The organism is Eubacterium sp. AF22-8LB (assembly GCF_003458715.1).
Taxonomy (GTDB): Bacteria; Bacillota_I; Bacilli_A; order Erysipelotrichales; family Erysipelotrichaceae; genus Holdemanella.
Genome location: NZ_QRVI01000045.1, coordinates 1,064 through 7,052, shown reverse-complemented (window position 1 = coordinate 7,052; position 5,989 = coordinate 1,064). Strand labels below are relative to the sequence as shown.

Here is a 5,989-nt window from a genome sequence, read left to right as displayed (position 1 = left end):
GTACCACTGGTGTAAATTTTCTCTTTTTGACTAGTCCTATTTATATGCTAACATCACATTTCAAGAATTATTTAAGTGGTTTACAAATTATAAGAAAAATAACTGAGAGATAGAAAAAGGGATATATTTTTAATGATTGAATTGTATAAATTAGAAAATGAAATAGATTAGAAGGGTTGTTGGCAGATATGAAAAAATGTTTAAATTGTGGTGAGGTTTATGAAGATAAATTTGGCTTTTGTCAGAAATGTGGTTCGAAACTTGAACTAATTGAGGAAGATGAAACAAAAGATGATGTTGTTGAGTCTGTTGAAGAAGAAAATGTAGAACAAACGAAAGAAGATGTTGCTGAAACTGTTGAAGAAAAAAAGGCGGAGCAACCAAAAGGTGTAGCTTTACCAAAAATTCCAGTTGTTGAATCTAAACAAGATACTTCAAAAAAGGTTAATGATTTTGCAGAAAAGGTAAAAGCTTCAGTTGAAAAATCTTCATTAAACGGATTTGATCTAAAGAGATTATATTTATTGATTGCATCTATTGTTGGTGGTGTTATTGTTTTTTTTATTACAATCTCATTATTCTTTAAATATAAAAGTGTAACAAATAAACTTTATGATATGAGTGGATTTGAAGAATTGTGCAAGGCATTAGGTACAGTAAAAACGAGTGTTACGTTCTTCTATATTGTATTCTTATTGAATTTAGTTGTGATTGGTGGATATATTTATCGTTTGGTTAAATTGAAGGATAAGAGAAAGAGTTCTTTATTAGCCTTTGGAACAGTGGGTGTAAGTGAAGTAATCGCGTTAACTTTATTACCTACAGTTATTCGAGTTGGTCAAATTCTAAAAGCTGTTAACGCCGCAATAAACGGAAATTGGGATGCTGCAGAATCCGTAACTGGATCTGCTCTATCATTATATTCAAATACAACAAGCATTAAAGTATCTGTTGTGTTATTATTAATTGCTGAAATTGCTACAATTGCTGTTTCTGCTTATACGATCTATTTGGAACGTACGGATAAAGAATTGTCAGTAGAAGATTTACAAAAATCGGGTAAAAATATGATTGGTTCTTTAAAGGAATATGTGAAGACTGAAAAGGGAAAAAAGAATGCGATTATTGTTGCTGGAGTTTGTGGAGCTTTAGTTATTTGTCTTCTTGGGACTGGGATATATAATGTAGTTAAGAAAACACCAATAAATTTAATGACTGCTTGTAAAGTGGATTTTGAAGGTTATGATGGTGGTGGATATGTCAATAGTGATTATAATTATGGTTGTGAACCAGATTATGATAAGACAAACTCAGATATTAGTACTTTTATGGATACAGTCTCTTATTCAATCGATAAATCAAGTGGGTTATCGAATGGGGATAAGGTAACGATTACGGCAAAGTATTCTGAAGAAACTGCGAAGAGTTTAAAGTTAAAAGTAACAGAGTCTACAAAGACATTTAGAGTTAAAGGTTTAACTAAGGTATATAAGAATTGGTCCGATATTCCTAAGAAGACTAGAAAAGTAATTGAAGAAAAGACAAAAAATAAAATTGAAAAGAAGGCAAAGAAGTATTCAGCTCATTACTTTGATGAAGAGACAATTACAATTAATTCAATTAATAATGTAGCTACTTATTACGCATACGATAAGTCATATGGTGTTGGAAATGCAGTGCTTGTCTATAAAGTAGATCTTACAGATAAATATGATGATGGGACAGATAATGTAACATTGTATTATTATATGGATGTTAGTGTAGATGGTAACTTTAAAACAACAAATCCAAATTATTTTAATGGATACATTTATGATTATGAAAAAGATGAGGATGAGTCCGAAACAGATATTCTAGATGATATTATGAGTGATATGGATGTTACTGAGGATGATTTAGTTCATTACGCAGGTTAGTAGAAAGAGAGTTAGACGTATGAAAAAGTGTGAATATTGTGGTTTTGAAAATGAAGATGACGCAATGTTTTGCGGAGGTTGTGGTCATAAACTCAAAGAAAATTTCGAAGAGAGTAAAGAAGAATTTACACCTTTAATTCCTGTAGAGGTGGATGAAAAGGATGTTCTAAATGAGAAATTAGTAGAAGAGAATTCAAACTCTAATGAAGAAGAAACTGATTCTGATACTCCTGTAACAGATTCTGAAGAGGAAGAGGATTTAGGATTTGATGTGGATGAACCTGAAGATTTAGGTTTTGAAATGGAAAAAGAATTGGAAGAAATTGATGAGTTGGATTTTGGACCTGAAGAAGAATCTGTTAAAGAGGCAAAACGTCCAGCGATTCCTCCTGTTGTAAAACAAGAACAAAAGGTGGAAGAGGATTTAGGTTTTGATTTAGAGGAAGAACCAGCTGAAGAGATTGAATGTCAGACTCGTCCGCGAGTAAATAATAATGTTAATGTTGATAATACACCTAAACCAAATAAATCAAATAAAGGTATTATTATAGCTGCAGTTATTGCAGGTGTTGCGATTATAGGTGCTGCTGGTGGAGGCTTTATGGCTTATCAAAACTCTAAGCATCAGGCTGAGATTGCTGCTTTAAAAGCGGATCAACAAAAGAAGGATGAAGAAGCTCAAAAAGAGGCAGAAGAAGCTAAAAAAGAAATGGAAGCAGCAAAGAAAGAGGCTAAGGAAGCAAAAAAAGAGGCTGAAAAAGCACGAGAAGAATCGAAGGCAAGTAAATCAGAAAAGTCTCATAAATCAAGTTCTAGCAGCAATGATGATTTTGATTACGATGATTATCCAGATACAGGATCTTATGTAGCCAATTATAATATGAAGGAAAGAAGTGGTGCTTCTTTGTCTGCAAGTCAGGTTGGCAGCATTCAAAAGGGTCAAGTTTTAGAAATTGTAGATGTAATTGATAATGGCGACGGTTCGTATTGGGGAGAATTATCTAATGGTCATTATGTTTGTATAAAGGATAATTCATATATTTATTTATCATAAAACCATATTAGTAACTATTTGTATCCATTTGCGAACAGTTACTTTTTATTATTTAGGGAAGGAAAGCGTAAAATGAAAAGAAGTATTATATTTTTCTGTATTGCCGCCATTGTATATATGTGTGGGTTAAACTTAAGTGCCATCAACCGATATTTTAGTGAAGAAAAAAAGGAAATTCAAAAAATCGAGGAAAAAGAGAAGCAGGAAAAGAAAGAGGAAAATAAAGAGGAAAAGAAAAGCACAAAGAAGAAAGTGGAAGAAAAGAAGGTCGCAAAATCAACAGAGATAGAAGAAGAGAAGGAAGTTAAAGAAGAAAAGGAATCTTCAAAAGAAGTAAAAACTTCTGGCAAATATGTTGATCAAAGTGGAGATCCTTATACAAACACAGTAACTGTATCTAACTTAAATGATATTGACATTTTAGTAAATAAATATTCTGGATTGCCAAGTGACTATACGCCTAGTGATTTAGTTACTGTATCCAATAGCGGGGAGCATAATGCACAAATGCGTGCACCAGCTGCACAGGCCTTTGAACAAATGGTAGTTGCCGCTAGTCAGCAGGGATTTATCTTAAATGCATGTTCTGCTTTTAGATCGTACGACTATCAGTCTGGCCTTTACTATAATGGTGTAAATGGCTATGGTGTAGAATATGCCGACCGCTATTGGACAAGACCTGGCTTTAGTGAACACCAAACAGGATTAGCCGTGGATATTCGTATGGATAATGATACAAGTGATTTAGATGCAGTACGATACAACTCACATTATCCATGGTTATTAAAGCATATGCATGAATATGGATTTATTTTACGCTATCCAGATGATAAAGAAGATAAGACAAAGATTGCTCCAGAAAGCTGGCACTTAAGATATGTTGGCGTAGATTTAGCTACTTATTTATATGAAAACAATTTAAGTTTAGATGAATATTACGGAGCATAATAATGGATGTTAAATTAGTAGAACAGGCAAGAAATAAGGATGAAGAGGCATATGCCAAACTAATAGATCTTACAAGCAAGAAGCTTTACTATACAGCTTGTACGTATGTCAATGATAAGGATGAGGCAAAAAACATTGTACAAGATGTATATCGTAATTGTTTTGAGAAGATGTATCAGTTAAAGGATGATTCAAAATTTGAATCATGGATTATGGTTTCTGTAGCGAATAAATGTAGAGATTATTTAAGAAAGAATCATAAATATGATGAAGTAGTCGTCAGTGATTTGAATGAGGAAGAATTGGATTTTGAAGGTAATATTGAAGATGAGAGAATGGAATTTAAACCAGATGCCAACTTCAATTATCAAGAGCTAAAGGAAGGTTTACAAGGCGTATTGAATGAGCTTCCTGAAGTACAGAAGATGTCGATTATCTTAGTTCACTTAGATGGATTAAAGGTAAAAGAAGCGGCAGCCGCTTTACAAGTACCAGAAGGAACAGTAAAGAGTAGTATCAGTATAGGAAAGCAGAAAATCAAGAACAAGATCGAAGAGTTAAGGAAACAGAATAAGTCATTCTATGCAGTGGCACCAATGCCATTCTTAGTATGGATGTTGAAGGAAGAAATGGAAAAGACAAGTGTACCAGCATTTGTGGTACATGCATCAACGATTCAACCGCCAAAGATTCCAAAGAAAGAAGTTGCTGCAAAGAAGGCTGTTACAACTACCGCAACGACAGCTACAAAAGCAGGAGCTGGAAAGGTGATCGCAGGCGTCGTGGCTGCAGCAGTAGTAGGTACGGGAGCTGTATTTGGTGGATATACTGTTACTAAAAAGGTTGCAGATCATTCTACAAATCAATCAAGTTCAAAAACAACTGAAATCGCAAATATAGAAAACATGAACTATAAAATCTTAGATACAAAAGTACCGGATTTTGAAGAAACGCCAATTGATGTGGCGAATAAAGATGTTCGTGGTTATCTTGTAAAAAATAATGGATTATATGGTGTAATAGATACGAATGGTAAGTATCTAATGGACTCCAAATATGTAAAAGGTGTATTAACACCTTATGACAATGGAAATTGGGTGTGCTTGGCAACGGATGAACAAGCTATAGGAGGAGATTCGTTAAAAAGCTCTTCAGATGATACAGAAGAGATATGCGGTGTTAGCGGATTTGGTGGAGTAACAAATAAACGTTTAACATTCGATAGAGGAGAGTATAAACCTTACTCTTTAAAATTGGATGAAGGCCAAATGCAAGAAGTTAAGTCATATGATTGGAAACAAGATTTTAATAATTCAATGATTGTCTATGAAAATAACTCATCCTATTATTCGGATTACTATATAGTTTTATATGGTGAGAATAAAATAATTGGTCCTTATGATACGGATGAAATTGCCACATTTGCAAGAAGATCTCATGATGAAAGTAACAAGATTTGGTATTACGACTTATTTGGGGAAGTTTATGGCTTGATTTATGAAAAGGTAGATGATGGATATATCATTTGGAATGCGAAAGGAACTAAACATACTGATATTGTCTTCGACTCTGCACATCCTATTTCAGATAATGCTATGAAGGTTGAAAAGGATGGGAAGATGGGTATTGTTGATAAAGATTTAAATTTAGTATATATGGGAGACTTTGAAGATGTTAGTTTACCAATTGATGGTAAGGCTTATGTGAAAATCAAGGGTGAATGGAAACAGATTGAATTAGTAAAATAATAGCTATATTAGAGAATCAAATGAATGTTTTGATTCTCTTTTTTAATGGCGATTTTTCTAGGAACGATAACCAATTGTTCATTATAATATAATTAGAAATATGATAGAATGCTTATTGGAAAGGGGTTTCAAGAATGATTTATACATTAGAGGATGTTCTAGAAGATTTATGTAATGATTTTTGTGAAACTAACCAAGAACGATTGAAAGAAATCAAAGATGAAGTATTAGAGGAATATAAAAGGGTTTAATGGGGTTGATTGTATGGATGTTAAATTAGTAGAACAGGCAAGAAATAAGGATGAAGAGGCATATGCCAAACT

Annotated in this window: 4 protein-coding genes; all 4 read left to right on the top strand. The window is 33.2% G+C overall.

Annotation, left to right across the window (positions count from 1 at the left end):
• Positions 1 to 188: 188 nt before the first annotated feature.
• The 4 genes from DWY01_RS11000 to DWY01_RS10980 all read left to right on the top strand — a co-directional run bounded on the left by DWY01_RS11000 (position 189) and on the right by DWY01_RS10980 (position 5,666).
• Positions 189 to 1,916: a zinc ribbon domain-containing protein gene (locus tag DWY01_RS11000; RefSeq protein WP_117996163.1), complete on the top strand. Its 1,728-nt coding sequence runs from the start codon at positions 189 to 191 to the stop codon at positions 1,914 to 1,916.
• Positions 1,917 to 1,935: 19 nt separating this feature from the next.
• Positions 1,936 to 2,970 carry a zinc-ribbon domain-containing protein gene (locus DWY01_RS10995; protein WP_117996162.1) on the top strand — a complete coding sequence of 345 codons (1,035 nt, stop codon included), beginning with the start codon at positions 1,936 to 1,938 and terminating at the stop codon, positions 2,968 to 2,970.
• 72 nt (positions 2,971 to 3,042) lie between these two features.
• Positions 3,043 to 3,918, top strand: coding sequence for a M15 family metallopeptidase (locus DWY01_RS11610; RefSeq protein WP_158553711.1), 876 nt, complete (start codon positions 3,043 to 3,045; stop codon positions 3,916 to 3,918).
• A 2-nt stretch (positions 3,919 to 3,920) separates the two neighbouring features.
• Positions 3,921 to 5,666 carry an RNA polymerase sigma factor gene (locus tag DWY01_RS10980; RefSeq protein WP_117996161.1) on the top strand — a complete coding sequence of 582 codons (1,746 nt, stop codon included), beginning with the start codon at positions 3,921 to 3,923 and terminating at the stop codon, positions 5,664 to 5,666.
• Positions 5,667 to 5,989: the final 323 nt, after the last annotated feature.